Genomic DNA, 26,749 nt, shown 5'->3' with positions numbered 1-26,749 from the left:
TCGTCCATTACTTCCCGTCCGGCAGTCGGGTTCGTCTTGTTCATATCCTCCATTTCAGAGGCCTCATTCATTTTGGAATCCTTTTCCGTATCCATCCCGACCATATTGGAACGGTCCATCTGCATTGAATCCTTTTTCATATCCATTTGCATTCCGTCCATTTTATCCTTCTTCATTTCCATATTTTTCATATTGGACTTGTCCATATTCATCATATCCATTTCCTTCATTCCTTCCATCTGCAAATTATTGTCCATTTGCATCCCCCATTTCTCTTTCATCTCGTATCGCTCGTCTTTACCTGGTCGAAATTTTAAAGCGGGTGCGCCCATTTTCATTTTCATTTTAGCCATTTGCTGCATCATCCCGATTTTATCCGGTCTGGAAACATCAGGGGCGGCAACGATAGGGCCTTGGCCCAAGTAAGCAGTTGCGGTTCCGGAGCCATCCTGGGCCATAATTTTAAATTCCAGTTTGCCGTTCTCCGGTATGGTCACGATAAAATCGTAGGTTTCCGCAACGGCAATAAAGGTTTTGTTTCTTTTAACAGGAACAACATCTTTACCATCTGCCGAGACAAGCAAAGGGTCTGGGCCGCCAAAGGCCATCCAAAATGAAGTTGATGCAGAGCCGTCAATAATGCGCAGGCGTACTTTCTCCCCAGGTTTGAATTCGGGATATTCCACATTTTCTTCTCCATTTATTAAGAACGCCGGGTAATATATGTCCGCTATATCCGCGCTTTCCATACGCTGTCTCCAAAAATCGACCTGCGCGCCCAGTGCCCCCCTGGCAATAACCTGGTTGAGCGGTGTGGCCGTCCCTTTTCTTATATTGTACCATTCTGTGCCCCGTTTTAAAAACCGCATTACATCCTGGGGCTTTTCATTGGTCCAGTCAGACAATACCAAAACCTGCTCTTTATCATACTCCAATGTTTTGTCTTTCGGTTGTATGACGATGGAGCCAAAAACACCACTCTGTTCCTGCAACATCGTATGGGAATGGTACCAATAGGTACCATTTTGCTTTATTGCAAATTCATATTTTAAGGTTTTGCCGGGTTCTATAGGTGGGGTAGAAAGGTAGGGTACACCATCATAAAAATTGGGCAGCAACATACCGTGCCAGTGAATGGAAGACTCTACGCTCATTTCATTCTTCACATAAATTATGGCATATTCCCCTTCATTAAAATCTAATGTGGGCCCGGGGATCTGACCGTTTACGGTCATACCCATAACCGGCTTGCCAGCCTTGTTGACCTGTTCTTCCCGCAAGGTCAACGTGTATTCCCGCACAGGCAGATCGTCAACGTTTCCTTCTACGGATGCCTCTAATTCTTCCTGGCTGTAACCCGAAAAACCTAAAAATATCAGTAGGATTAGAAAGTAATTTTTCAATTTCATAGTTTGTTATTTTATTTATTTTCGTTCTCCAAACGATAAATGATCTTCTTCATTTGGGCGATTTCCCTTTTCTGGGCCTCAATAATTTCTTCGGCCAGTTTCTTGGTTTCAGGATCCTGAAGGTCTGCCCGTTTACTGGTTAAAATTGCAATGGAATGGTGAGGGATCATCGCTTTCATATATAAGACATCTCCAATAATGGGACGTTGTGCCCTTACCAAACCTAAGGCTGAAACAAATAACACCAGGCTACCGATATAAATAGCGATATTCTTCTTCTTACTTTTATACATTTTCAGCATAAGGGATAACATGATCACTGCCATTGCTGCTATTCCCAGGCACGTCATATAAAAGCGGGTTAAACTAAAATATACATGGTCAAACTCATACGTATTCATGTACATCGTGATATACATAGCTATAAAAGACAGACCGAGCATTAGGAAAAACCGACCATAATTACTTCCACCAGACTTGTGGTTATTGTTGTTTTCTGAATTCATACAATTAGGTTTTACGGTTAATTGGGAAATTTTACTTTTTTATAGTTTTCTTTACGGAGCCGCAGTTGAGCATTTTATCACCGAAATATGGATTTTTAATTTCCTCAACGTCAGCATACCAGTACGCACCATCATTATTAAAAGCCATAGGACAGAATTTCTTGTAAATAGTCCCACCGGATAATGCTTCCTCAAACATTGGCCCAGCCAATTCTGTAAAATTTGAAAATAATCTTCTCTGCTCCTCAATATCGTCAGTATCTCCCAATTGCTCAGCGATAGATTTTAATTCTGCACGCTCTTCTGAGAAAGAATCGGCCATACTTTTAGCTGCATCCTTTGCCTGGCCGGAGTCCTCATTGGTAAGTGCCATTTTAATTTCCAGGTAGTTATGCCAGATTTTCCCTGTCATGCCATCTATAAAATCCTGATCGGCGATATCAGCCGTTTCTTTTTCAGCTTTCTTTACTTCCTCTGGAGTATTAATTTCTACACTTTGGCCTTTTTCTTTATCCATACAGGAAACAAAGATCAAGACGACTAGAAATAATATCCCAATTTTTGATAATTTTCTCATTTGATATTTTTGATTGGTTACAATCTTCTAAATTACTTTTTATCGGCAACTTATATTGTTACAATTATGATAGATACTTACACAATTTGGTCTAATGAACTTCTTAGGTTTTTATTCTGTTTTTTATAATTTGAAAGGCTCATCCCTGTTTCGTTCTTAAACTGTTTGGATAGGTAATTAAGGTTGCTGTAATCCAGAAGCCGACTTATTTCAGTAAAATTAAATTCATTAGACTGAATAAGCTCTTTAACCTTTTCAATTTTCAACTTTATAAAATATTTTTCAACGGTAGTATTTTCTGTATATGAAAAAATTCTACTCAATCGAATATAATCATATTCAGTTTCCTCAGACAAATAACTGGAAAGTGTACCTGTCTTTTGAACAGGTAGATTTTCAAACAACCTTAATAGGCTTAATTTGACTCTCTCTACCAGAATTTCATCTGAGCTTTTTAATAATTCAAAACCATTTACTTTAAGAACTTTATCCAGTCTTTTTGCGTCTTCGATTTTATTATTGCTTTCATAAACAACCCGTCCCAATTCCACATCTTTCACTTCAATCCCTGCCTCACACAATTCATTCCGTACCACCTTAATACAGCGGTCGCAAACCATATTTTTGATAAATATTTCTACGATCATAATTTTGTTGTTTTTATTCTTAGTCTTCCACCTGGAAAGGAAGTTTTAAAAGCACCCTCTCCCAGGCCAGGGAAATCTCACCAATATCCTCACCTGTTTTACTTATAGTATAGTCCAGTTCTTCTTGAATATTTTCAAGTTTTTCAGGCTTTACTTCTACAGTTATAATATTCTTCATAGGATCGTATTCATCTTTTCCATGCTGGTCCCAGTGACTGTTAAACATTACTTTCCAGACATTTTTTCCAGGGATTGTAAAAAACGCATATTTACCCGCTGGTAAGAGTTTTTCTCCAAGCATAAGGTCTTTATTAGTTTCTAGCCAGGTAACATTATGAGCTCCAGATTGCCACACAGTATTGTACCCCACCAAACCTCCAAAAACAATCCTGTTACGAACCCTTGGGGAAGAATAATCTATATGTACATGGGCCTCCCCTACCATCGCCATAGCACTTTTATGAGGGCTCATTACTTTTTTATTTTTATCTATAGCCTCACTTTTGACTATATCATGTGTTCCATGTTTATGCTCCTGTGCGAAACCGGAATAGGCCAGTACACCTATAAATACAGTAATTAATAGTGTTTTCATTTTTATTTTTTTTATTTAGTTTTGATACGGCTGGCAGAAGAATGAAGTATTATTCTTCATTAATCCCTGTGATTTTTTTAATATATAGCTGTAAAATCTGCCAAGGGTAATCATTTATATTTTTTTAGGTTAAGGAATAAATTGTAGAGCTGCAAAAGTGGATAAAAGGATCACTGCAAAGTGGTTGTATTTTTTTCCTTTAATTAATTTCTCTATAGATAGAACCACATTTCAGCATTCTTTTTCCGAAATACGGATTCTTGATTTCCTCTGTTGAACTTAACCACGCTGCCCCTTTATTATTGTTGTACATTGGACAAAAATCCTGGTAGAGTTTTTTATCGGTTCCTGTTATAACGATCATACCTAGAACATCCTTGCTCAAAATTTCAAAATGTTCACGCTGTTGGTCAATGGCGCTCGCAGAAATAAGTTCTGCATGCTCCTTTGCATCTTCAATGATGTCTTTTAACTCCTGCTGTTCCTCTGAAGAATAATTGCTCTTGTCAAAATCCTCAAATTCACCGGCCAATTTACCTCCGGCACTAGCGGCTGCTTCCTGGTCATCTGCTACTAGAGCATTTTTTATCTGCAGGTAGTTGTCTATGATTACTGATATGCTTTCAGACTGGGATTCACCTATTTTTTTTCCCTTAAAATCTAATTCAAAAGTATCTCCATTCTGCACCAGACCCTGTTCCCTGTTTTCACTTAATAGGTTTTGATCCCTACTGTTTTCTTTACAGGATATTACAATGATGGCCATTAATGTTGCCAAAATGCTGATTTTAAACCTTGGTTTACTCATTTTAAATAAATTTAAGTACGTTCTTAATATGATTGTAAATATTGAAAAAAGCCCCCTTCTAAAGATGAAGAAGGAAACATTGCTGTTTTGACAGGGAACCTATTATTGACTACGGCAAGTTACTGCCGCCCGGACACACGAAAAAACAGTTGCACAGAACAATTGAAGGCGTCCTGAAAACCTTAGGGTTTCAGGACTAATGTTCCCTCAGAATAAATCTCAAATAAGAAATGTAGCGTATAGTACCGAAATATCCTTAACAATTAAAGGCGGAGCGTAATCATCAAAAGGAGCCGGCTTTTCAGGTGTAAAATAATGCGGGATTAAAAAAGAATATGCAATAGTGATAAACAGCTGATCGATTGAGTCATGATTTAGCTGAATATTTTTAAAGTCTTTTTGCCCCTCTACGGTAGTTTTTGTAGTGGAACAGCAATCGCCCTGCACTAAGCCTTCGGAAGAAGCCTTTTCCATGCCACAGGTTTTTGCCTTTAAATTAATGGCGGTATCCACCAAATAGTCCCCACAAAAATGCTTGCTTATGGTAAAAGAAACAGTGGACATCAACATCAAAAAAGATATCAAATGAAGCAGGCTATTTCTAAAAGAATTTTTCATTTTTATGATAGTACCAAGCAAATATAAAAAAATAAAATATAAAAAAAGTTGTAATTTTATGGAATAGAGTTATAAAATCATGGATTTAGTAGATTTTTTTTAATTAAATCTATATTATTGAGTAAAGATAATTCTTAAATACATAAAGAAGTGTGTAATAAATGTCTGGCGAACTCAGGAATAATTAGAGACTCTGTCGTTTCACTACAGTGTTAGACCTCCCGGATTTTAACTTAAAATGTAAATTGTTAGAAAGTTTAGCTACCGTTTGAAATACGTAATTGGCTCCTCCGTTCAAATTTACGGGTAGAGACCGTATGAAGCTATTTTTTTGTTATAGCGAGCAAAGAATATAGTTCATAGGTTGTGTGGGAATAAGAAGGCGCCTTTATCGGCTTAACCTTTTTTCTTTCGTGGTTTCTAAAATTATACCTTTTCTTCCATACCTTTTTTGGCAGCTGTTTAAATTGTTATTCCATAATTAGATGGAGAAATTATAGGATACCAATGAATGTGTAAGCTTCCCTTAAAACCGAACTGTTTAAAAGTAGAATAATTCTTAATTTTAAACAGTATGAAAAAAAGTAAATTTTCCCCTCAGAAGATCTCTAAGATCCTTAAAGAATGCGATAATGGTAAAACTGCTGCTGAGATCAGCCGTGAATATGGCATCAGCACAGCTGCTTTCTATATTCTTAATGATTGCTATTATAGAATTTATTCCTTTTGAAATAATCTTTTCCAGACTTTCAAATTTAGGTCCTAGATCTTCGTGTGGAGAAATTTGGTTTTTTTCAAAAAAAAGCTAAAATCACATCTACAGATTCTGTATGTGATTTAGCTACAAATTTTGAATATTCACGAAATCGACGTGCAGTTTTTTTCTTGATGCGGATAGTTGCAAAATTGTCCATAATTGAAAAGATTTTCAAGTTTTTGCCGCAAAATATTAACGTTTTACTGGGGTGGGTTCCCAGTCGATTTGCGTCAAAAAAAATAACTTTAATTAATTGAACATCAATAGTTATATGGTTTTTGTGGATTTATAACATCGCTCTGCGTGTTATCCTCTTGCTATTCCCCCTTTTTGTCCGCCAGGCGGACAAAAAATTCATACAATACAGGCTAAACGCCAATTTCCATTTTCTTAGAATTCAAGATTCCTTGTGAAATAAATTGATGGATATAGTAAGCAGCGAAAGTCAAAATAATAGGCTCACTATCCGTAAAAATAAATGCTGAAGATCAGCCTTTTAAAGATAAGGTTTTTTTACTAAATGAAATTTTCAAAGCATAAAAAAAACATCTCTGGTATTTCAGAGATGTTTGTAATTCTATTTGGTCGAATTCAGATATTAAAAACATAGGTGTTATTATACATATTTCGTATCGCTTCCTCTTCGATAAGCCGTTTAAAATTGAAACCATGTTCTTTTGCATATCTTCTAATATCATCACCAGATTTAGTTCTACATCCCTTTTGGAATTTTTCAGAAGTCGTTTCTGTGCTTCCTTATTTAAGTTTGAATAATTTAGATATATCATAACTTTTTGGTTTAAAGGATTCCACTATCTGCGAAACTAAAATAATCACCATCGGGGGTCAGGATTAAATGGTCCAGGATTTTAATATCTAAAAGTTCTCCCGCTTTCCTAATTTTTTCAGTCAGGCGTTTATCTGTTTCGCTGGGCTTTAAAGTTCCCGACGGATGATTATGTGCAATTATCAAATTTACGCTTAATGACTTTAATACCACGGCAAAAAGGATACGCAGATCTACCAAAGTACCTGTAATTCCACCGGTAAAAACTTCAAAAATGCCCTTCACTTTATTGCCGTTATTAAGTAGCATTACTTTAAAACATTCCTGCAGACCGATCTGATCTTTATTCCTTTCATTGTATAATAGTTCCGCAGCGCTTACTGAAGAAGTTATTTTAGGCGCCTGAGAGATTTTAAAATTTCCCTGATATTTTATCGATATTTCATTAACTTTCGTTTTCATTTGAATCTTATTTAAAGGGTTGAAATTGAAAAAAGAGGGCGTTACCGTGAACAAGTACCCGCCCTCTTTATTTTAAAATTACTCGGCTGAATTATTGTCGTTCTTTACGCCTAACAAAAGAATTTCACTGGCTACGACTTCGGTAACATATCGCTTCTCTCCTTCTTTGGTTTCATAGGAGCGATTAGTCAATTTACCTTCGATGGCAATTTCTTTTCCGGTTCCTACATATTTCTCTACAATCTCAGTGATTTTCCCCCATACCACAATATTATGCCATTGGGTTTCCTGTACTTTTTCTCCGTTAGAATTTTTGTAAAATTCATTGGTTGCAATGGAGAAAGTGGCTAGTTTTTTTCCACTTTCAAAATTTTTAATTTCGGGGGTCTGCCCCACATTTCCGATTAACTGAACTTTGTTTCTAAGCGTTCTCATCATTAAAGTTTTAAAGATTTCTAATTGATTTACTTATTATATCCGGAGCTTTTCTTTTTTGATGCTGATCCATTTTCAGCATATAGAATTAGAGAGGACTTATAAAAGGGCAGACGCAGTCAATCGGCTTATGCAGTCCGGCTAACTTTTATATGCTGGTATTTTGCATTGATAAAAAGGAAGGTACAGTATCGGTCAGGTAGGTAAATGGAAAACGATAAAATGAAAAACAAAACGGAAGGAGAATAAATTCTAATAACTCAAATTGCAGCTAACTAATTATTTCCAGTATAATAAAGTTATCTCTAAGCATTACTTTAAGTTAGAATTAGAAAAATGAATAAGTATATTAGAAATAATGATTTTAAGTTTCAGGATCTCTGCTAAAAATTTTAATCAAATTAAATATCATTACACAAAAAACGACCCATATAAACCCCGCAATGAACCCGCCAAATACGTCTGAAGGATAATGTACTCCAAGATAAATCCGGCTTAATCCAATCCCGAGGATTAAAATTGCGAAAATTGTGATCAGAAAAAACTTAATGAATTTATTTATCGGTAAACTGAAGATGAGATATATTATAAATCCATAGAATGCCATCGCCATAGTAGCATGGCCACTAGGAAAACTAAGCGTTTCTACTTTAACCAGATGTTCTGAAACAGGTCTAGGTCTATCTATTGTTTTTTTTAAAAGTAAATTAGAACCCAGAGCAAGAATCATTACCAAGGCAATTTGAGCTACATATTTCCAACTTTTTAAAATCCAATAAAAGAAAATAGCACTTAAACTAAACATAATCACATATCCAAGTGTATCCCCAAAATTGGTTATAAATGTAAAAACAGTAGTTATTGCACGAGATCGAAAATCTATAAAAAAATTAGTGACTGCGGTATCATAATTCGCTAAAACATCAGATTTTAAAAATTCAGTAAGCTCTATAAATAATTTGATCCCCCCTATTACAATGATAGCAGTAATTAAAGTAGTTATAATATAGGGAAGCTTGTGATCGTATTGTCTAAATTTATTTGAAAGAATTTCTTTTATCTTTCTTAATACGCTAAAAAGTTGTTTTCGCATAGTTCAAAATGAATAAATTATAATTAACGTGCAAATTAGGATTCGAATCTAAAGACAAATTGAATTTTCTATATTTACTTTAATATTTCTTTAGAATCAACCTCTACCTTTATTCCCTTAACTTTTTAATAATGAAATATCTAATTGCCGAGGATGAAAAAGAATTACAGCAATCTATCGCCACTTATTTGAGTCATGAAGCTAATGTGTGTGAAACCGCATCAGATTATCACGAAGCTTCAGAAAAATTAGAACTCTATGAGTACGATATTGTTATCCTGGATATTAACCTAGTTACTGGGAGCGGACTCGATCTACTCAAAAAACTCAAAAAGCAACAAAAAAAATGTGGCGTGATTATTATTTCAGCAAACAGTTCATTAGATAATAAATTAGAAGGATTGGATTTGGGTGCAGATGATTACATCACTAAGCCTTTTCATCTTGCCGAACTAAATTCACGCATAAAAGCAGTCCTAAGACGTGGGCAATTTGGTGGAGATAACACTATAAATTTTCAGGAAATTAAGTTGGACACTATGGCCCGTAGTGCCTATGTAAATGGGAAAGCTATTACACTTACAAGAAAGGAGTATGATCTTCTTTTATTCTTTATCACCAATCAGGGAAGAGTTCTATCAAAAGCAATTATTGCAGAACATCTTTGGGGAGACGATAGTGACTTGTTAGATAATTTTGATTTTATTTATGTGCACATCAATAATTTGAGAAAAAAACTTACTAAAGAAGGTGCAAAATATATCCAAACGGCCTACGGAAGTGGTTATAAATTCATCGCAGATTAAAAATTCAACCCCAAATAAAACAAAACTATTAAGAAAAGCTTCCAAGACTTTTCTAATTACCAGTATTGTGATAATGATACTCTCAGGTATTGTTCTTTTCATATATACCAAATCGCTTTTGGAGAATGAAATTGAAGAAGAGCTCTATTCCAATAAAGACCGGGTAGAGCGTTTGCTGAAAAACAATCCTGATCTCGTGGGAATCCCACCAATCATGATGGCTGAAAAAACTGAAATTTCAGAAGAAAATGTTCTTATTGACACACTTATTTTTGATCCGCTTCAGGATGAAGTAGAACTTTTCAGGCAATTATCTGGTACCAGGAATATTAATGGTCAAGAGTATAAAATAACGGTCCGGGCAATGGTTATTGAATCTGAAGATATTCTTTCTGCAATTGTCCTCACATTCCTGTCAATAATTTTCCTAGCTTTTATTTTCCTTTTTTATCTGAATAAATCCCGTAATGAAAAACTATGGCAACCATTTTTTGTGAATTTGGAACGCTTAAAAAGTTTCTCTTTAAAGTCTGATAAACCTTTAGAACTTAATGATTCAGATATTGTTGAGTTTGATGAACTGAACAAGCAAATGCTGGCATTAACTTCAAAAGTTCAGGCCGACTATCGAAATTTAAAACAATTTACCGAGGATGTCTCTCATGAAATGCAGACACCACTTGCAATTATGCAAGCTAAAATAGAAACGCTCTTTGATCAACAAAATATAAACGAAAAACAATATGAGCAGCTTAGCTCACTTCAGTTTGATATACAAAGACTTAAACAACTGAACAATCGGTTGATATTACTTGCCAAAATTGATAATAATCAGTTTACCGCAGATGAGAATATTTCGATAAATGAAACTCTTAAACAGTCAATTGATAATTTTACTGAGATCACTCAGACCAGGATAGCCCTTAATGGAAAGGATGAAATAACTGCTATTATGGACAAAGCGCTCGCTTCTATACTATTTAATAATCTATTGACCAATGCTATAAAACACAATTTTGGAAACCAGCCTATCAGTGTGGTTATCGAAAAGAACCATGTTCAAGTTATCAACGCCGGAACTGAAGGCCTAAGTAATCCAGAATATATTTTTGATCGTTTTTACAAAGAAAGTAAAAAACCAGATTCCACAGGTCTGGGTCTTTCCATAGTGAAGAAGATTTGTGACTTTTATGGGTTTTTACCTTCCTATAGATTTCATGAAAGCAGTAAAAAACATATTTTCCAGATTGAATTTGATACTTGAAATTTTTTAAGTCTAAAACTTTAAATTTCCTTTAGATCGCACCACTACATTCACGAAAAATTCAGCTGATGAAAGTATGCCTGAAGAAAGAAACTCTTCTTTTATTTTTCTTATTTATTTCAACCATTGCCGTAGGCCAGGGTATTACTGTTACAGGCCAGGTAATAGAACAAGATACGCAGGAAACACTCCCTTTTGTAACCGTATCTATTTTTGATGCAACTAGTCTAAACATAGTAACAGGTACCGTAACCAATGAATCTGGCCAGTTTACGGTAGAACTGCCTACCGGAAATTATCTACTGAAAATATCATTTGTAGGTTTTGAAACGCTAGAAAGAAAAATAACTGCCGGTGGACTTAACCCTATTTTTGATTTGGGAAAAATTGAGCTTGCCACTTCTTCAGAATCGCTGGATGAAGTAGCTATTGTTGCAAAACGAACAACAGTCTCTTCAGATCTTGACAAAAAATCTTTTAGCCTTGATGATAATGTAGCACAATCTGGCGGATCTGTACTAGATGCCATGAAAACTATGCCTGGAGTAACTTTTGACCAGGAAGGAAAAGTGGTGCTTCGCGGAAGTGATAAAGTAGTGGTGCTCATTGATGGAAAACAGTCCAGTTTAACCGGGTTTGGTAATCAAAAAGGCCTTTCTAATATTCCCGCGGCTAATATTGAACGTATCGAAATCATCAATAATCCATCGGCAAAGTATGACGCCAATGGATTTGCGGGAATCGTCAATATCATTTATAAGGAGGAAAAGCAAAAAGGGCTTAATGGTGATTTGGGAGTATCTTCTGGTTTAGGTGTTTTGTCTAAGAGAAAAAAAGACACCCCCACAGATTTTGGCAGCTACTCGATCAACCCCAAACTTATTCCCAGCCTGAATCTTAATTACCGTACCGAAAAACTGAATTATTTTCTGCAAACAGAAATTATTCTACAGGAAGCTTTACCAAATAATGAATTTACTTCTAGATATTATGACGATGGCAGAAACATCATCTCCCAAGTTCCGGAAAACCGCAGACAATTTCGAAGCATTATAACCGGAGGTGTTGACTATGAAATTTCAGAAAATGACAACATTACTTTTTCAGGAATGTTTGATCGGGAGAAACACATTGACACTTCTCAAGTGGCATTTATCAATTTAGACAATAATGTGCGTAACCGTTTATATACTTGGAAGGAAGATGAGGTGACCAGTTTTATCAATGCGGCTGTTAATTATGAGCATAATTTTAAGCAACCAGGTCATAAACTCTCCGTAAATGCTCAATATACGCGGGGATTGGAAGATGAAAGTTATTTTTTAAACGATAGTTCTACGGTTCGTATAGGTCGGGACATGACAAATATTAAGGCCATTGAGCATACTAGCAGTTTTTCTACAGATTATGCGAGGGCGCTAAGCAATGGGAGGATAGAATTGGGTGCAAAAGCTCGCTTTAGAAGACTTCCTGTGGATTATACTATAGAACGTGGGAACCAAAGTATTATATATCCCAGTCTGGGCGATTTTTCAGAATGGAGAGAAAATCTTTTTGCTGCCTACGGAAATTACCTGCTGGAAAAAGAAAATTTTGATATAGAAGCTGGCTTAAGGGCAGAACAGACTGATGTTTCCTATCAACTGGACCCAGAAAATATTTATTATGATTCTAACGATAACTATAATTATTTTGAATTTTTTCCCAGTGTACGCTTTACCTATAAACTAAATAACAAAAACAAACTTTCCGCTTTTTACAACCGTCGTATCGACCGGCCAGGAGAACCTGAATTGCGCATTTTCCCTAAATATGACGACCCGGAACTGCTTAAAGTGGGAAATCCCTATTTACGACCACAATTTACCAACAGTTTTGAATTGGCGCATCGTTATTCCTGGAGTTCGGGATCCTTATTTTCTGCGATGTATCACCGCGAAATTAATGGGGCATACCAGCGTATTTTCAGTATTGATGACAGTAATCCACAATACGATATCGTAAATAGAATTTATCAAAATACAGGGCATAGCACCAACACCGGTATTGAATTATTATTCAGTCAGGAAATTGCCGATTATTGGAAACTAAACTCAAGTTTAAATATTTATAGAAATGGTATTGATGATTTTCAGGGAACTTTATTGTTTCCTTTTGAGCGACCATTTTTCATAGAAGAGTCTAAAGATACCGCTGGGGATTTTAAGATAACCAATACGTTTACTTTTCCTTGGGAACTGGAAGCTCAAATTACGGGGCTTTGGTACAGTGCCCGAAACATTCCCCAGGGAGAAGAGCTCGCTCGTTCTTCTATTGATGTAGGTTTTAAAAAATCAATTTGGGATAAAAAAGGTGAGATCACTTTATCTGCATCAGATCTGTTCAACAAATTTGGTTTGAGACAAAAGATCAACGGTCAGGATTTTACGGCTCTGTATGAAAATTATTATGAGACTCAAATTGTAAGACTTGGTTTCAACTATAAATTTTGATATTTGAAACTTAAATTTTTTAATCTTTTAGTAGATATAACTTTTACTTAAAGTTTACTTTAGATTACCTCCTTAGATTTCAGTATTAAAGAATACATTAATTTATAAATCAGGGCTTATTGGCTAAAACTACTTTTTAGGTAAGACAATCTTTATTTGAATTAGCCATTATTTAAGGTACGATACCTGAATAAAAGCCCTGAAAAGGAAGGATCATCCTTACGAACTTGTGCCGAGCGCATTCGAAGTATCGTATTGCAAATCATCCTTCCTTTGTCAGGCACAAAACTCTAATATCCATAACTTTAAGATTCCATTAGAATTACGTAGTAATTTAATTCCATTATTTAAACAGACTTAAAAAATGGAAAAAATCATTTTAAACAAAGTTGCAGAAATAACTGTATTGTTCTGGATTATGAAAATTATCGCTACCACATTGGGCGAAACTTTAGGTGATTATATCGCACAGACTTTAGCACTCGGATATACTTTGGGTATTCTTATTACACTAATATTCTTTGTTGTGGTATTGGTTATTCAGCTTTATGCTAAGAAGTATATTCCGCTGTACTTTTGGCTTGTAATTATTGCTACCACAACCCTGGGGACCGAAATTTCAGATTTCATGGATAGGAGTCTGGGCCTTGGATATACTTACGGTAGTTTGATTTTATTTACTGGCCTCCTGGCAATACTATTAATATGGTATAGCAACTATAAAAACCTACAAGTCTATCCCATTTTTGAGAAGAAAAAGGAACTATTTTTTTGGACGGCCGTACTTTTTTCAAATAGTTTAGGAACGGCCTTTGGCGATTATCTCGGAGATGTGGCGGGACTAAGCTATTTGCAGGGAGCACTTATAACCGCTTCAATTATCGCAGTTGTAATTCTCTTGCACTACTTTACTAAGCTCAACCAGATTTTTCTGTTTTGGATAGCTTTTGTATTTACCAGACCTTTTGGGGCAACCTTCGGTGATTTTCTTACCAAACCTCGGGATAATGGAGGTATGGATTTGGGAACACTACCTGCTTCTTTAATCTCAATTGTGCTGATTTCCATTCTAATTTATATTTCACATAAAAAACATCATCAGAAGATGATGAAGGAATCTCTTTAGATTTGCTTAAAGCCAGCTTGAGATTTGCCCTGTAGATTTACATTATAATTATAAATAATTAGTACATATGAAAAAATTAATTTTAGGGGTAGGAATGGTTGTAGTGGCAATGACTACCATAGCATTCACTTCAGAAAATAAGGATAAAGTTCCTCAGGTCGTTAAAAACGCTTTTGCAAAAAAATTTCCCACAGCAAAAAAGGTGGAATGGGAAAAAGAAAATGAAACCGAATGGGAAGCTGAATTTAAAATGAACAATGTTGAATATTCAGCTAATTTCTTAGCAAATGGCACTTGGCAGGAAACCGAGCACGAAATGAAAACCAACGACGTTACACAGAATATTTTATCCTCGTTAAAGTCAAACTTTCCAGGATATGAGATAGAAGAAGTTGAAATATCTGAAACTTCTAAAGGGTCTTTCTATGAATTTGAAATTGAAAAAGGGAAGATAGAAATGGAAGTTACTTTTGATAGTAGCGGTACTATTATAAAAAAGCAAATGGAAGAAGAGGAAGACAAAGATTAAGTGTTAGTTTTCATAATTGATTGGTTAGTTTGAAATGCTCGATACTATTATTTAGGATCGGGCATTTTCATTGACTTTTAAACCAATCGATCTGTTCCTGCACTCCTTCTTCAAGAAGCACCGTGGGATTATAATTAAGTAAATCTCTTGCTTTAATAATAACTGCTTTCGTACGCAATTGATCGCCACTACGAGCGGGTTTTTCCTTACTCTGAATTTTGGTTTTGAGTAATTTTTCAACAACCTGCATACCTTCCTCTGTAGTGTATTCTTTATCAGTTCCAAGATTAATTATCTGCCCATCACATAGCTTCTCCTTACCTATTACACTTACAATTCCTTCAACAATATCTTTAATATGCGTAAAACTGCGTTTATGAGTGAGGCTACCTAAAAATAAAGGGAACTCTCTCCCATTCAAACCACATTTAATTAACTGACTGAACATTTTATCCGGGCGTTCCCGAGATCCATAAACTGAATATAACCTTAGAGAGCAGGCAGGAAAATTCCCAAGTCGGGAATGGGTCATGGCTATTTGTTCAGCAGCAAGTTTCGTGACCCCATAGTTAGATACCGGTTTTGCCATTTGTTCTTCATCACAATATACATCGGAACCATAAATCGATGAAGTCCCAATATTGATAAATAACTTTAAATTAAGATGTTGATTTGCAAAATCGGTTAAATGATGTGTCGCAATGATGTTATTATTTAGATAATCTTCAAACGTAGAAGTACTTGAGATTCCAGGTTGCGCAGCACAATGAAAAACATAATCAAAATCTCTGGGTAGAATTGTAACTAAAAAATCTACGCAGATATCCTGCTCGATCATAGGAATTCCAAAACTGCGTAATTGGTTGGCATTCTGCCTTTTTAAATGGACGTTATAGTAACCTGAAAAGTTATCCATCCCAATTACTTCATGTCCCATAGAATGCAATTTTTCAGCAAGGTGGGAACCAATAAAACCAGCTGCACCGGTTACTAATATTTTCATTTATATTCATTTGAATTACTTCAAATTAATGAAGAAAAAGCCTTTATCACAAGGCTTTATAACAATAGTTGTGAAAACAGTAAAACTTAAAAATTACTTTAGATTTACAACGTAGTATTGCAAATTAAGCTAACAATTCCTGCCTAAGAATGCCAAATACACTCACCATAATTGTACCTGTTTACAACGAAGAAAAAAATCTGACCAGAGTAGAAAAAGAATTGCAGTCCTACATCGATCAATGTAAGCTCAAAATCACCGTTTTATTTGTAAATGATGGTTCAAAAGATTCAAGCTTGCAGATTATTAAGCAAATATGTACCCAGAACAAAACTTTCAATTATCTCAATTTTGATAAGAATTATGGATTGAGCACTGCTATTAAGGCAGGTTTTGATCATGCTGAAAGTTCGCTCGTTGGATATATTGATTCAGATCTTCAAACGAGTCCAAAAGACTTTAATCTTTTATTGGAATATATTGATGATTATGACCTAGTAACAGGAGTACGCTCCAACAGAAAAGATAGTTTAATAAAAAATATGTCCTCTAAAATAGCCAACGGTATTCGTAGAAGCTTTACTCAGGACGGGATGGATGATACCGGGTGCCCGCTCAAGATCATAAAAGCTGATTATGCTAAACGTATCCCCATGTTTCAAGGCTTACACCGCTTTTTACCAGCAATGATTCTGCTTCAAAATGGAACGGTAAAACAGGTGCCAGTGCAACATTTTCCAAGGATTGCGGGTAAAGGCAAATTTGGTGTCTGGAATCGTCTGCTTGGTCCTTTAGCAGATTGCATTGCCTATATATGGATGAAGAAAAAATATATCAATTATAAGATAGCAGACAAAGCATGAGTAGTTGGTTAATTTATACTATTGGTTTTTCTGCTCAATTATTATTTTCAGGTCGTTCTATTTTACAATGGATAATTTCTGAAAAACAAAAGAAGGTGCTTACCCCCGTATTATTCTGGCAACTGAGTTTGATAGCTTCTTTTCTATTATTCATGTATGGTTATTTACGCAATGATTTTGCCATCATGCTGGGCCAAATACTGACCTATTTCATTTACATACGCAATATGCATCTGCAAAATCAATGGCTGAAATTCCCGAAAATGCTGCGTTGGTTTTTATATATTTTTCCATTTATCATTCTTTATATTGGCTATAATAACCATGTTTATGATCGCGCTAAATTATTTCAGAATGATAACATTCCGCTTTGGCTTTTGTTATTAGGTATTATAGCTCAAGTGATTTTTACTTTGCGCTTTGTTTATCAATGGTTTTATTCTGAAAAGCGGAAAGTTTCTTCCCTGCCTTTGGGTTTTTGGTTCCTAAGCTTATTTGGTTCTTTAATGATTCTTATTTATGCAATATTTAGGAAAGATCCTGTGTTACTTTTAGGTCATTCATTAGGCATTTTTCTATACGTTCGAAATATTTTGATCCTTAAAACCGAATCTAAGATCCTTTAGGTTTGCTTTAGATTTCGTTTAAATTTTCAAAAGATTTCAGTTCCACTTTTGTAGCAATAAACTACAAAGAGTGACCCTAAAAAATACTACTGACCGCTTTTATCTATTATTTATTTGTCTTGCATTTATTTGTCTCATCATTGGTTTAGGTTCTTATGGTCTTGCGGAAAGTAGTGAAGCCAGATATGCTGAAATCAGTCGTGAAATGTTTCTTTCAGGTGACTATCTAAATCCACAACTTTTAGGGATTTTTCATTTTCATAAGCCACCTATTACCTATTATATTACCTCTTTGGGCTATAAAATATTTGGTATCAATGAATTTGGCGCTAGATTTTTTCTTCAAGTTGCTATTGTAATTCAGCTTCTTCTAATTTATGGTTTAGCTCATTTACTATTTAGAAGTAGAAAAATTGCTTTTCTCTCCGGATTGATTTATTTCTCCATGCCTATTGTTCTTATATCAAGTCGAAACCTTACTACAGATGCATATTTAACCACCTTTATCATGGCAGCTATTTTTAGCTGGCAGTATTACATCAGCAATAAAAAGTTACCTTTTCTCTATCTGTTCTATATACTACTTGGGTTGTCACTTTTGACTAAAGGTCCGGTTGCACTCTTATTTGTTCTGGTATATATCTTCACCTATAAAATCATATGTAAATCTGGTTTTAAGATCAATACACATCATGTATTTGGTGTTTTAATATGCTTAACTATAGGAGCAAGTTGGTTTTTACTTTTAGTGGTTGAAAATCCAAAGCTCTGGGACTATTTTATTGAAAAACAAATTGCGGGAAGAATGACTGGTAGTTCTTTTAGTGAAAGAGCTAAACCTTTCTGGTATTTTATTCCCATAATATTTGGTTTACTTCTCCCCTGGCTAGTTGGAAGTATTCCTACTTTTAAATTTAAACTGAAATCTCTTTATAAGACAAAAAATCAATCTCTGGTTTTATTGATATCCAGTAGCCTGTTAATTCTACTTTTCTCAGTATTTCGTACCAAGCTTATATTATATATCCTTCCTGTATTTTGGATGATGGTTATTTATATAGCCAAACAATTAGAGAGCCTGGACAAGGAAAGTAAGAAATGCATAAGCCTGGTTTACTTGATAATTTTGACCATACTATTTATTGGTCTTCTTATTTGCTGGTTTTCTGAATTTGAGTTTATTAATATTCATACTTCAGCAATTATCACCTCCTTTTTAGTAACTATATTTTCTTTCGCTGTTCACTATTTCATAGAAAATGATAAAAAATATAAACCGGCAGTAGTTGGGGCTATTTTTAGTGGTGCTGTACTTTTAATTTCCAGCACTATTTTAAAAACAAATAGCCCATTAATTAACTCTACCCGACATATGGCAAATTTCATCAATACTATTTCAAAAGAGAAGGATAAAACCATCTTGGTTTACGACTATTTACTTACTTCTATTCCATTTTATTCTAATGCTGAATATATCACACTACAATCCACTCATAGAACAACAGATAGGGAAGTTCAATTTCAGAATAATGAGGATTGGAGGAAACAATTATGGGATGTGAATACTCCTGATGTAATAGCTAATCTTAAACAGTTATCCAAAGCCCGACATACTTTTCTTTTAGTTCGGAATAAATCGGAATTAAACGAAAATATCCAATTCTTGAGAAATGCGTTTGATCAAAAAAAGGAGTATCCTAAATGGACGATTTTTTACAATAATTAAGACTTTAGATTTCCTTTAGAATCTCTTTAGATTCTCAAAAGACTTTTCGTTCATCTTTGCTATCAGAGAAAATCAAAAGCCTATAGATAACATTTACTCAAATCTAAATTTTACTAATTAATGCTTATCTATTTGCAAAATTTCAAATCTTCATTTTGGACAGTAATCATCGTTTGCTGTCTTCTATTTGCTCAGTTTTCTTATGCTCAGGATACAAGTGAGACCATTCCACAAGTTGGCACAGTACAAAAAATAGGTGACGTAATATTGATTGCTTTACCTGTTGCGACTTTAGGAACCAGCTTGATTAAGGGGGATAATGAAGGAGCCTGGCAATTTACAAAGGGGCTATTACTTACAGAAGCAGTCACATTTGGTTTAAAATTAGGGGTAAATAAGCAAAGACCAGATATGAGTAATGATAATTCTTTCCCATCAGGACATACCTCTACCGTTTTTCATAGTGCAGGATATATACATAGAAGATATGGTTTTAAATATAGTATACCTGCCTATGCTCTTGCGGGATTTACAGCCGCAAGTCGTATAGATTCCAAGAAACATGATATCCTGGATGTTCTTGCCGGAACAGCAATTGGTTTGGGAAGCAACTTAGTCTTCACGACAGAGTATCAACAGGAGCACATGGAATTAACTTATGATAATTTTGAAGGGAATCATTTGATCGGCTTTAAATACAAATTTTAGAAGTATGAATAAAATTGAAACATCTATTTCCACAACAAATAGAAGAAACTTTATTAAAAATGCCGTGCTGGCATCTTTAGGTTTTTCAATTTTATCTAGCTGTAATACAGAAGAACTATTTTGTAAACAAGAGGCTGTGGAAGGTATTATACCCGATCCAAATGATTATTTAAGCTTACCCCCTGGATTTTCTTATAAAATAATATCATAATCTTTGAACAGGTAATAAATCATATATAGGCATAATGCAATGGCAACCCCATAAGTAATAATGTACTGGAGAATAAGTGGATCGGTTAAATTTTCAATAGGCAAAAATCCCCCGGTGGCATTGTAAGCGATGTACAGGAGGCCGAGAATTATATATCTGTGGAAACTAAGGTGCTTAAGATTAATGTTTGCAATGGTAGCAATAACTACAATAAAAGTATCTATCAGCAGGTAAAAAAAGGTGGTCCAATGTATTGAGGTGCCGAACATTTTTATTCATTTTTAGGCTCAAACTTGTTTGATTCCAGATTTTTGGTAACATTGCTCCAATGAAAAATCCTGCCATTCATAACCACATAAACATCAGGTTTTAAAAATTGTAAAGCGCAGATTGCATAGCCTAAATTGAATGAAGCATCGGTGTTTGCAGATGATCCTAAAATAAAGGAGCCGACAAGGACGATAGTCTTTTTAAGTTCTTCCTTTCCAAAATAAGTCGCGGTATCTTCCATAGTAAAAGTCCCATGGGTTATTAAAATTTTTTCTGCATTGGAAGCTTTTATTTTTTTTAACAAAAAATTCCTGTCTTCATCGGTAATTGATCGGCTATCCTTAGAAAATGCCCTTTCGATAATATAGGGAAACGAGACATTGGCCAGGTCAAGAAATTCTCTAATCGCTATTTCGCTTTGCTCTGTTTTATTTTCTGGGTTTTCATAATCCAAGCCTTCAATGGTTCCTCCTGTTGTAATAATATGTATCATAATTTTATTTTTTATAGAAATTAATGTTTATGGATATTCCCTTTTAACACAAAAAAGTAAAGCAGAAAAGCAGCTATGATCAGAAGGACAAGCGCGATAATCCCCTTCACCTTATCTTTTTTTGTGATTTTGTTCTTAGATGGTTTCTGAACTTTTTTCTTTCTTCTATTTCTTCTATTTTGGGACATTACATTTTGTTATACTATTTCCAATCCATTTTCTGTAAACGGATTGCTTTTAGGACGGCCTATAAAGCTACGCCAACATTGGCAAATACGGTGTGAAAAAAGCACTTATGACTTAAAGCCGAATGGCAGAGTTATAATGTAACAACAGCTGCCTAGTTTTTCTAAAAACATGCCCTTTTGGAAATTTGTTTAATTTCCAGAAAATAACTTCATAGGACTTATAAAATCTGATATAATTCATTAAAAGCGGGCACTACCATTATTTTAAAATAAGTACAGGAATTTCTGATTTGAAAATCATTTTCCTTCTCAGCCCCAGTTCAGTTAGTTTTTCTATAAAGTCATGTTTCCTGTAAAGTAGCGCCAAAATATCTATGATATTATCTTTCAAAAAACCGGTTATTTTATCTTCGGTTTTCCCTTCGGAAAAAAGATGAACAGAAATATTCTGCAGATTAAAAAACTCCTCATAATAGTTTTTAATCTCCTGTTCATTAATAACTTCATCTTTAATTTTGGAAAAATGAAATATAAAAAGGCGTGCGTTAAATGCCTTTAATAGATTAGCCAGAACCTTTAGTTCCCTATCAGGTTTCAGATTATCTGAATCCAGCGCCAGACAAACTCTTTTTAAATCAAAAGTTTCTAAATCTTCCGGTACTACCAGCACAGGGCAGGGTACATCCTTGCTCACTTTTTCACTGGTAGTTCCTGCGAGGTAACCTTCTACCTCACCTGCACCTTCTGTCCCCATAATTATCAAACTGGCTTTTTCTTCTGTTGCTAGTTGATAAATTATATCTGAAGGTCTTCCTGGGGCTACCATACTCTTATATTTTATTGTCGCCAGACGTGGAAAATTTTCGAGAAATTCCAGCATTTTTTCTTTGTACAATTTCTGATAAGAACTAAAATTGTCGGGAACCGGATAAACTATAGCCCCATATCCGGCATATTGATAACCTTCAGAATAGGCATGAACAAAGATAATTTCTGAATTTAAAGATTCGGCCACCTTTGCGGCATACTCAACTCCAATTTTGGAACTTTGACTAAAATCAATCGGTACTATTATTTTCATGGTTTTTTAATTTTAATTATACATTCAGTTTTTCAATTAATTATTTAAATAAAAGGTTTATTGTTTAATCCACTTTTTGGCAATTTCCTTTTCCTCTAAGTCAAAATATTTTACTTCAGCATTGGTAAAAGGTTTCATGAATTTTGTAATCCAGTCCTGCCATTTTTTGTTGCCCACCATCGCGATTTTCTCATAATCTTTTGCATGGGCAGTATCCATTTTTAGATCTTCCCACAGGCCTGGAAAATCCCAGCCGGTAAAATTCTCCATTTCAAAATACCAGCGTACGTTTAATCCTTTGTCCAAAATAGCATGAATAAGGGGATGTACCTTCTCAATATCCATCTCGGTTAAATCTCCCGATGCTCTGGTTGCAATAATATTATCTCCTGAAATCTCAATAATTTGTAACATATCTATTTTTATTAATTATTAACCGCCTAAATCGTAAAACCATTCTTCAGCTTTCATAATTCCTTCTTTTATGGCATTTCCCTTAGTATAATTCTTTTCTATAACCAGACTTTTAGCAATTTCCAGGGCTTTTTCCTTCACTGCAGGATGGAGGCCATCCAAACTGGTTTTAAATTCTTCAAAGGTCCATTCCATAGCTTCATTTTAATGGTTGAACAGTTCTTTTTCTTTTTCGGGATCTATCTCATTCTTTGACTTTTTGTCCAAAAAATAATCCAGTACGATGCCCACTATAATTGCTCCCACAAAAGCAACATACACCTGCCAGTTAAACTGAACTACCAGAGACAGGCTAATAATTATGGCCAAAATGGGTAGGATAGGTACTTTCCCTATGGAAAGGGGAACTTTAAAAGGTCTTTCTTTGTCAGGTGCTTTATAACGCAAAACGATGAGTGCAATATTCACAGCTACAAAAACGAGTAACGCCCCTAAAGAGGACATTCCTGCGACAATTTTAATATCTCCCAATAATAAAAATGCCGCTACCGCAGCCATAACCACCAGTGTAGTTACCCAGGGTACTTTCTGCGCATTGGTCTTGGTCATAAATTTTGGAAGCTCGCCCACGCTTGCCATACCGAAAAGCAACCTGCTAATGGAAATAATGCCACTAAAAGCCGCATTAGCCGTAGCAAAAAGTGCCGCAACTGCCAGGGCTACGGGCAACCAGGAATTTAAATTTGAAGCGGCCAGCGACAATGGGGAATCTACCTTTGCTATTTCTGCGGGGTCACTTATATTGAGTACCGTAAAAGATATTAGTAGGTATATAATTGTGGTAAACACCATTGTCAATAAAAATGCCCTCGGAATAGTCTTGCCCGGATTTTTTACCTCGGAACCCAATGCTGCCATATGCTCAAAGCCGGTATAAACAAAAAATAAGGTAGCAGTCGCTGCCAGGGTGCCGGAAAAGGACTCCACTTTAAAAAATTCTGATTTTGGTGGTCCTGTTTCCAAAAGTCCGACCGCAATAAGAATAAACAATCCCAATAGCTGAATACTGACCATAATGATATTGGCGGTAGATGATTTTTTGATGCCCGTAATGCTTATCAATGCAAGAATCAGTAGCACAGCATAGCTAACCAGTAAGGAAGGGATGTTAAAAAACGTATTGAAATACCCTGAAAAAGCAAGTAGCACCGCGGCGATGGTGGCCGAACTGTGAAATGCAATCGTCCAACCTGTTAGAAAAGATGGAATGTCGATTTTTGGAAAAGCTTTCCGTACAAAAATGAATTCTGCACCGGCATTAGGATAGGTAGAGGACAGCTCTGCATACGACATTGCCGAGACACTGGCCGCAATGGCGGCAAAAATAAAACTCAACCAAAGGTCTGTTCCCGCCTGTCCAGCGGCTGCACCAATTACAGTATATATTCCAGCACCAACAATGGTACCTACACCATAAAAAGTAAGGCGAAGAGTACCCAGAGATTTTTTTAATTCTGCCATAATACTATTAGTAATATATTATCCATTTCTATCTAAATTCCTTTTTTCCATCTCTGCCTTTACGATACCACGCTCAATAGCCTCTTCTTTTGAACAATTTTTGTTCAAATAGAAATCTCTTGCATAATTTAATGCTACTGCTCTAATATTTTCATCCAGCACATTTAGCCTCTCCTGGTAATCCTTAAATAAGTCCTCCTTCATTTTTTAAAATAGTTTTAGAACAAAAAACACCATAGTTAAGAGATATACAATATACGCTGCATCGAAAACGAATATCTGCCATCTGCTGAACCCGTGAAGCTCCTTGCTTTGATGAACAAATACCGAATATAAAAGCGGCATCAGTCCTACAAAAGCCAGGTTGACCCAAAACAACTGGAAATCTTCGATAGGTGTTGTTACCAATGCCAAAGGAAAAAATGCTATCGTCATGGTAACAGCATTATCGGCAATTACGCTCGTGGTGCCCGCGGTCACTTCACCTCCTTTTACCACACTCCATGTTTTAAATATTTCTGGGGCAGTCGTCATTATTCCGGTAATAAACAGCCCTCCAACAATTTCGGAAATGTTCAACACCGAAACAATATTTTCCGTAGCCTTAACAATAAAAAAAGCACCCACGGCTATTGCCATAGCTCCGGCTACTGATAACCACACTTTCTTCTTATCCCACTCCACACTTTCCCCTTTTTTCCTGCCTTTTATAATGGCACGCATTAAAAAAGCCGCATAGGCCGCCAGCATAATCCACCCATCAATGGGTTGTAACCCACGCCAGGCTTTTGGAAGGGTTAGTATAGCTACCAAAGCAATGATTGCCAGATAGGGGATGGACAATACCGAGACAGAACGTTTGTTCAGGGCCAGCAGGTTGGTATCTAAATGTTTTTGATGTTCCTTATTGTTTTTAAATTGTTTTCTGGAAGCGAAATAGGCGATGGTTACCATGAGTGGGATGGAAATTATATTGGAACCAAGCAAATTTCCTAATCCGATATCAGATACTCCCCGGGCAGCACTTGTAATATTTATCGCCACTTCCGGGCTCGCTGTTACAATAGCTAGGAAAGCTGCTCCTGCAGAAGCTGTAAGCCCCCATTGCTTACGCAGCATTTTCAAAGGTGTTAGGAGTTGATCAGCACCCCAATGTGCGGCCCAAGCTGCCAATCCCAATACTACTACCCAGAGCCAAACGTTCATAACTAATCGATTTTTATAATTGTCCTGTTACTTTCAGTATATTTCAACTTTTTCTTATCCGATATTTTCTGGTCTTTTTTTTGTTGGCTTTGAAAGATCAGGAGTAAAATCACTCCCGTGCTAATCCAAACATCTGCGGTATTGAATACAGGGTCGAAAAAAGTAAATTCATTGCCTCCCCATAATGGCAACCATTCCGGAAGCCTTGTATCAATAATAGGGAAGTACCACATATCCACCACATTGCCATTTAAAAATCCCGCATAACCACCGCCTGAGGGGAATATTTCTGCAATGTTGCGAAGTGCGGGATCACTTTTTTCAAAAAACAGTCCGTAAAATGCACCGTCAATCAAATTGCCCAATGCACCTGCGTATATAAATGCGGCACAGATTATAAAGACTTTTGCATATCCTTCACGTATCATCTTTTTGATATAAAAGGTCCCCCAAATAATGGCTGCTAAGCGAAATAGTATTAAAATAAATTTGGCCACATATCCCTCCCCAAATTTAAAGCCCCAGGCCATTCCGGAATTTTCCAAAAAATGCAAGCGAAACCAATCCAAGCCAAACACGTAGTACTCCTCGCCATAATAAAAATGGGTCTTCACATAAATCTTTATGGCTTGGTCTATTGCCAACAACAGTAAAATCAATAATGCTACATTTCTTTTATTCATAATCATTATGTTGTTAGCAATACATATTGTGTCGATCACATATTTAAATTATTTCGAAATTTTCAATATCCTTATGGCGCCTCGCATTACAAAAGTGAACACGATTCCACCAATGATCAAATCTGGCCATTTGCTATCCAGAAAATAGACCAAAACACCGGCCAGTATCACCCCACCGTTGACGATGATATCATTCGACGTAAAAATGGCACTGGCCTGCATATGCGCCTCCTTACTTTTGGCCTTATTTATCAACCAAAGCGAAATAAGGTTACCCAGAAGGGCGAAAATGGAAACAATGATCATCAATTGGAAAATTGGTGTTTCACTACTGGTAAAAAACCTTCTTAATACCTCTGCAAAACCAAGTGTTGCCAAGGCCATCTGAAAATACCCGCTGAATTTTGCCACCTTCTTTTTTCTGGAAATGGCACCACCTACTGCAAATAAACTTAGCGCATATACTATCGAATCTGCCAGCATATCCAACGAATCTGCAATAAGGCCCATAGAAGAAGAAATCCACCCCGTGGTCATTTCGATAATGAAAAAGCCGAAATTTATCCCGAGGACCCACCAAAGGATTGTTTTCTGTTTGGATTGGTCTTCTATTTCAGGAGGCTCGGCTTCTTCTGTCCCTTGGAAGGAATCCCCAAGGTTTAAACCGGCTATTGATGTTTGTATATCTTCGATTCCATTCACATGATATACTTCCAATTTCCTGTTGGGAATATCAAAATCCAAATATTTCACTTGTGTATAAGCCTCCAACTTCATCCGGATCATCTGTTCTTCTGAAGGACAGTCCATTTGACTTACTATAAAGGTACTTTTGTTCATTTCTC

Annotated in this window: 32 protein-coding genes and 1 pseudogene; 11 read left to right on the top strand and 22 right to left on the bottom strand. The window is 35.7% G+C overall.

The genetic code is table 11. The features are described from left to right. The 7 genes from Q1K34_RS13780 to Q1K34_RS13750 form a co-directional block, all read right to left on the bottom strand. Window positions 1-1,409 (bottom strand): multicopper oxidase domain-containing protein (locus tag Q1K34_RS13780; RefSeq protein WP_300439982.1); only part of this gene is annotated, 1,409 nt, incomplete at its 3' end. Between the two features lie 11 nt (window positions 1,410-1,420). After that, complete coding sequence (locus tag Q1K34_RS13775) at window positions 1,421-1,915, bottom strand: DUF305 domain-containing protein (RefSeq protein WP_011709132.1); 495 nt, start codon at window positions 1,913-1,915, stop codon at window positions 1,421-1,423. Between the two features lie 31 nt (window positions 1,916-1,946). Beyond that, window positions 1,947-2,492, bottom strand: coding sequence for a DUF3347 domain-containing protein (locus tag Q1K34_RS13770; protein WP_011709131.1), 546 nt, complete (start codon window positions 2,490-2,492; stop codon window positions 1,947-1,949). A 77-nt stretch (window positions 2,493-2,569) separates the two neighbouring features. Beyond that, window positions 2,570-3,139 (bottom strand): AraC family transcriptional regulator, encoded by a 570-nt coding sequence (locus Q1K34_RS13765; protein ID WP_011709130.1) that lies wholly within the window; start codon window positions 3,137-3,139, stop codon window positions 2,570-2,572. Between the two features lie 19 nt (window positions 3,140-3,158). Next, the gene (locus Q1K34_RS13760; RefSeq protein ID WP_011709129.1) at window positions 3,159-3,734 is read right to left on the bottom strand and encodes a DUF2911 domain-containing protein; all 576 of its coding nucleotides are present in this window, start codon (window positions 3,732-3,734) and stop codon (window positions 3,159-3,161) included. A gap of 199 nt (window positions 3,735-3,933) precedes the next feature. Further along, window positions 3,934-4,542, bottom strand: coding sequence for a DUF3347 domain-containing protein (locus tag Q1K34_RS13755; RefSeq protein WP_041250025.1), 609 nt, complete (start codon window positions 4,540-4,542; stop codon window positions 3,934-3,936). 219 nt (window positions 4,543-4,761) lie between these two features. Then, on the bottom strand, window positions 4,762-5,160 hold the full coding sequence (locus Q1K34_RS13750; RefSeq protein WP_011709126.1) for a hypothetical protein: 399 nt from the start codon (window positions 5,158-5,160) through the stop codon (window positions 4,762-4,764). Between the two features lie 574 nt (window positions 5,161-5,734). Here Q1K34_RS13750 and Q1K34_RS13745 point away from each other — a divergent pair. Then, window positions 5,735-5,851 (top strand): annotated as a pseudogene (locus Q1K34_RS13745) (transposase); the annotation flags it as partial. Between the two features lie 103 nt (window positions 5,852-5,954). Here the strand turns inward: Q1K34_RS13745 and Q1K34_RS18045 are convergent. From Q1K34_RS18045 to Q1K34_RS13725, 4 genes are all read right to left on the bottom strand, one after another. Continuing rightward, window positions 5,955-6,074 carry a BfmA/BtgA family mobilization protein gene (locus Q1K34_RS18045; RefSeq protein ID WP_367183336.1) on the bottom strand — a complete coding sequence of 40 codons (120 nt, stop codon included), beginning with the start codon at window positions 6,072-6,074 and terminating at the stop codon, window positions 5,955-5,957. A gap of 642 nt (window positions 6,075-6,716) precedes the next feature. Continuing rightward, window positions 6,717-7,166 (bottom strand): JAB domain-containing protein, encoded by a 450-nt coding sequence (locus tag Q1K34_RS13735; protein WP_300439970.1) that lies wholly within the window; start codon window positions 7,164-7,166, stop codon window positions 6,717-6,719. Between the two features lie 78 nt (window positions 7,167-7,244). Continuing rightward, window positions 7,245-7,601 carry a single-stranded DNA-binding protein gene (locus tag Q1K34_RS13730; protein ID WP_041250022.1) on the bottom strand — a complete coding sequence of 119 codons (357 nt, stop codon included), beginning with the start codon at window positions 7,599-7,601 and terminating at the stop codon, window positions 7,245-7,247. A gap of 364 nt (window positions 7,602-7,965) precedes the next feature. Beyond that, window positions 7,966-8,694: a phosphatase PAP2 family protein gene (locus Q1K34_RS13725; RefSeq protein WP_011709116.1), complete on the bottom strand. Its 729-nt coding sequence runs from the start codon at window positions 8,692-8,694 to the stop codon at window positions 7,966-7,968. Window positions 8,695-8,825: 131 nt separating this feature from the next. Between Q1K34_RS13725 and Q1K34_RS13720 the strand changes: the two genes are divergently transcribed. The 5 genes from Q1K34_RS13720 (at window position 8,826) to Q1K34_RS13700 (ending at window position 14,911) form a co-directional block, all read left to right on the top strand. Further along, window positions 8,826-9,500 carry a response regulator transcription factor gene (locus Q1K34_RS13720; protein ID WP_011709115.1) on the top strand — a complete coding sequence of 225 codons (675 nt, stop codon included), beginning with the start codon at window positions 8,826-8,828 and terminating at the stop codon, window positions 9,498-9,500. A gap of 73 nt (window positions 9,501-9,573) precedes the next feature. Further along, window positions 9,574-10,764, top strand: a complete 1,191-nt coding sequence (locus tag Q1K34_RS13715; protein ID WP_011709114.1) for a HAMP domain-containing sensor histidine kinase — start codon at window positions 9,574-9,576, stop codon at window positions 10,762-10,764. Window positions 10,765-10,832: 68 nt separating this feature from the next. Further along, window positions 10,833-13,256 carry an outer membrane beta-barrel family protein gene (locus Q1K34_RS13710; RefSeq protein ID WP_300439964.1) on the top strand — a complete coding sequence of 808 codons (2,424 nt, stop codon included), beginning with the start codon at window positions 10,833-10,835 and terminating at the stop codon, window positions 13,254-13,256. 364 nt (window positions 13,257-13,620) lie between these two features. Continuing rightward, window positions 13,621-14,382 carry a membrane protein gene (locus tag Q1K34_RS13705; protein WP_011709112.1) on the top strand — a complete coding sequence of 254 codons (762 nt, stop codon included), beginning with the start codon at window positions 13,621-13,623 and terminating at the stop codon, window positions 14,380-14,382. A 67-nt stretch (window positions 14,383-14,449) separates the two neighbouring features. After that, window positions 14,450-14,911: a PepSY-like domain-containing protein gene (locus Q1K34_RS13700; protein ID WP_300439961.1), complete on the top strand. Its 462-nt coding sequence runs from the start codon at window positions 14,450-14,452 to the stop codon at window positions 14,909-14,911. A 67-nt stretch (window positions 14,912-14,978) separates the two neighbouring features. On the opposite strand, the gene Q1K34_RS13695 is transcribed toward Q1K34_RS13700, so the two are convergent. Continuing rightward, entirely contained in the window at window positions 14,979-15,914 is a 936-nt protein-coding gene (locus Q1K34_RS13695) for an NAD(P)-dependent oxidoreductase (protein ID WP_011709110.1), read from the bottom strand. 149 nt (window positions 15,915-16,063) lie between these two features. On the opposite strand from Q1K34_RS13695, the gene Q1K34_RS13690 reads away from it, so the two are divergent. The 5 genes from Q1K34_RS13690 (at window position 16,064) to Q1K34_RS13670 (ending at window position 20,048) form a co-directional block, all read left to right on the top strand. Continuing rightward, the gene (locus Q1K34_RS13690; RefSeq protein WP_011709109.1) at window positions 16,064-16,777 is read left to right on the top strand and encodes a glycosyltransferase family 2 protein; all 714 of its coding nucleotides are present in this window, start codon (window positions 16,064-16,066) and stop codon (window positions 16,775-16,777) included. Continuing rightward, window positions 16,774-17,403 carry a lipid-A-disaccharide synthase N-terminal domain-containing protein gene (locus Q1K34_RS13685; protein WP_011709108.1) on the top strand — a complete coding sequence of 210 codons (630 nt, stop codon included), beginning with the start codon at window positions 16,774-16,776 and terminating at the stop codon, window positions 17,401-17,403. The genes Q1K34_RS13690 and Q1K34_RS13685 overlap by 4 nt, the downstream gene beginning before the upstream one ends. A 70-nt stretch (window positions 17,404-17,473) precedes the next feature. Next, on the top strand, window positions 17,474-19,129 hold the full coding sequence (locus tag Q1K34_RS13680) for a glycosyltransferase family 39 protein (protein ID WP_011709107.1): 1,656 nt from the start codon (window positions 17,474-17,476) through the stop codon (window positions 19,127-19,129). A 120-nt stretch (window positions 19,130-19,249) separates the two neighbouring features. Continuing rightward, window positions 19,250-19,837, top strand: coding sequence for a phosphatase PAP2 family protein (locus tag Q1K34_RS13675; RefSeq protein WP_011709106.1), 588 nt, complete (start codon window positions 19,250-19,252; stop codon window positions 19,835-19,837). 4 nt (window positions 19,838-19,841) lie between these two features. Further along, complete coding sequence (locus tag Q1K34_RS13670; RefSeq protein WP_011709105.1) at window positions 19,842-20,048, top strand: hypothetical protein; 207 nt, start codon at window positions 19,842-19,844, stop codon at window positions 20,046-20,048. Here the strand turns inward: Q1K34_RS13670 and Q1K34_RS13665 are convergent. The 10 genes from Q1K34_RS13665 to Q1K34_RS13620 form a co-directional block, all read right to left on the bottom strand. After that, window positions 20,030-20,317 (bottom strand): hypothetical protein, encoded by a 288-nt coding sequence (locus tag Q1K34_RS13665; protein ID WP_011709104.1) that lies wholly within the window; start codon window positions 20,315-20,317, stop codon window positions 20,030-20,032. The two genes, Q1K34_RS13670 and Q1K34_RS13665, sit on opposite strands and share 19 nt — an antisense overlap. Before the next feature lie 2 nt (window positions 20,318-20,319). Then, window positions 20,320-20,811: an asparaginase domain-containing protein gene (locus Q1K34_RS13660; protein ID WP_011709103.1), complete on the bottom strand. Its 492-nt coding sequence runs from the start codon at window positions 20,809-20,811 to the stop codon at window positions 20,320-20,322. 447 nt (window positions 20,812-21,258) lie between these two features. Continuing rightward, the gene (locus tag Q1K34_RS13655; RefSeq protein WP_011709101.1) at window positions 21,259-22,080 is read right to left on the bottom strand and encodes a universal stress protein; all 822 of its coding nucleotides are present in this window, start codon (window positions 22,078-22,080) and stop codon (window positions 21,259-21,261) included. A gap of 57 nt (window positions 22,081-22,137) precedes the next feature. Beyond that, complete coding sequence (locus tag Q1K34_RS13650; protein ID WP_011709100.1) at window positions 22,138-22,494, bottom strand: STAS/SEC14 domain-containing protein; 357 nt, start codon at window positions 22,492-22,494, stop codon at window positions 22,138-22,140. 18 nt (window positions 22,495-22,512) lie between these two features. After that, complete coding sequence (locus Q1K34_RS13645) at window positions 22,513-22,689, bottom strand: hypothetical protein (protein WP_008615607.1); 177 nt, start codon at window positions 22,687-22,689, stop codon at window positions 22,513-22,515. A gap of 9 nt (window positions 22,690-22,698) precedes the next feature. Then, window positions 22,699-24,015 carry an APC family permease gene (locus tag Q1K34_RS13640; protein ID WP_011709099.1) on the bottom strand — a complete coding sequence of 439 codons (1,317 nt, stop codon included), beginning with the start codon at window positions 24,013-24,015 and terminating at the stop codon, window positions 22,699-22,701. Window positions 24,016-24,033: 18 nt separating this feature from the next. Next, entirely contained in the window at window positions 24,034-24,219 is a 186-nt protein-coding gene (locus Q1K34_RS13635) for a hypothetical protein (RefSeq protein ID WP_011709098.1), read from the bottom strand. A 3-nt stretch (window positions 24,220-24,222) separates the two neighbouring features. After that, a complete protein-coding gene (locus tag Q1K34_RS13630) occupies window positions 24,223-25,221 on the bottom strand; it encodes a sodium:calcium antiporter (RefSeq protein WP_011709097.1) in 999 nt (332 codons plus the stop codon). Between the two features lie 2 nt (window positions 25,222-25,223). Continuing rightward, a complete protein-coding gene (locus tag Q1K34_RS13625) occupies window positions 25,224-25,904 on the bottom strand; it encodes a lipoprotein signal peptidase (protein ID WP_041250265.1) in 681 nt (226 codons plus the stop codon). A gap of 48 nt (window positions 25,905-25,952) precedes the next feature. Beyond that, on the bottom strand, window positions 25,953-26,744 hold the full coding sequence (locus tag Q1K34_RS13620) for a cation transporter (RefSeq protein WP_188619036.1): 792 nt from the start codon (window positions 26,742-26,744) through the stop codon (window positions 25,953-25,955). Between the last annotated feature and the right edge of the window lie 5 nt (window positions 26,745-26,749).

It is taken from the genome of Christiangramia sp. (genome assembly GCF_029937855.1).
GTDB lineage: Bacteria > Bacteroidota > Bacteroidia > Flavobacteriales > Flavobacteriaceae > Christiangramia.
The sequence above is the reverse complement of the archived record's forward strand: the minus strand, read 5'-3'. Positions and strand labels throughout refer to the sequence as shown.